This is a genomic window from Methylacidimicrobium cyclopophantes, from assembly GCF_902143385.2.
GTDB classification, from domain to species: Bacteria; Verrucomicrobiota; Verrucomicrobiia; order Methylacidiphilales; family Methylacidiphilaceae; genus Methylacidimicrobium; species Methylacidimicrobium cyclopophantes.
The window spans coordinates 1-575 of the sequence record NZ_CABFUZ020000251.1 but is presented as its reverse complement, the minus strand read 5'-3'; the positions used below and the strand labels follow the sequence as shown (position 1 = coordinate 575).

Sequence of the window (575 nt, the reverse complement as noted above, 5' to 3'; positions counted from 1 at the left end):
AGTTTCGGAGCTTCCTGGCCGGCCGCTGGTCGGCGACCGAATTTTTGGCGGAGCTTGTGTATCTATCGCGGAACCTACACCCGAACCCGAAGAATCCAGATGATCCATTTTACGTCTGGGATCTTTCGGCGATGCCGAGCTGGTTTTGGGAAGAGATCGCCGAGTTTGTCGAGGGACCGAACGCCTATCCGGCTTTTTCCGAGTTTGAGCGTAGTGGCAAGGGTAGTCCTAGTAATACCGGTGGCCTGTTTCTATACACGCCGCTCGATGTGCTCGCAGCGACCTTAAAGGACAAGAAGATGGAGCAGGCGCTGGATGCGGTTGCGGAGAGGTGGAGCGCCGAGGCGGGCTATTGAGCAGGGAAGGGATCGTGGATTGGCCCCGGTTCCTGGGCCAAAGTCCACGGGCGGCGGGACGATGCCAAACCATGGAAGCGATCGGGATGGAGCATGTTGTTGGGATCCTCCTCACGTTCTGGTTGGGAGCGGTTGGGATTGCCGAAGGGAACCCGGAGCAGAGCCCTTCGGCGGCTCGGAGCTCCCAGGAGCAAGCGCTGGTCGAAAAGCTCCAGACTC

The 575-nt window shown here is 59.3% G+C and carries 1 protein-coding gene; it reads left to right on the top strand.

The annotated features are described in order from the left end of the window. Positions 1–356: hypothetical protein (locus FN369_RS09960; protein WP_218580043.1), on the top strand; the 356-nt coding region annotated here is incomplete at its 5' end. Positions 357–575: the final 219 nt, after the last annotated feature.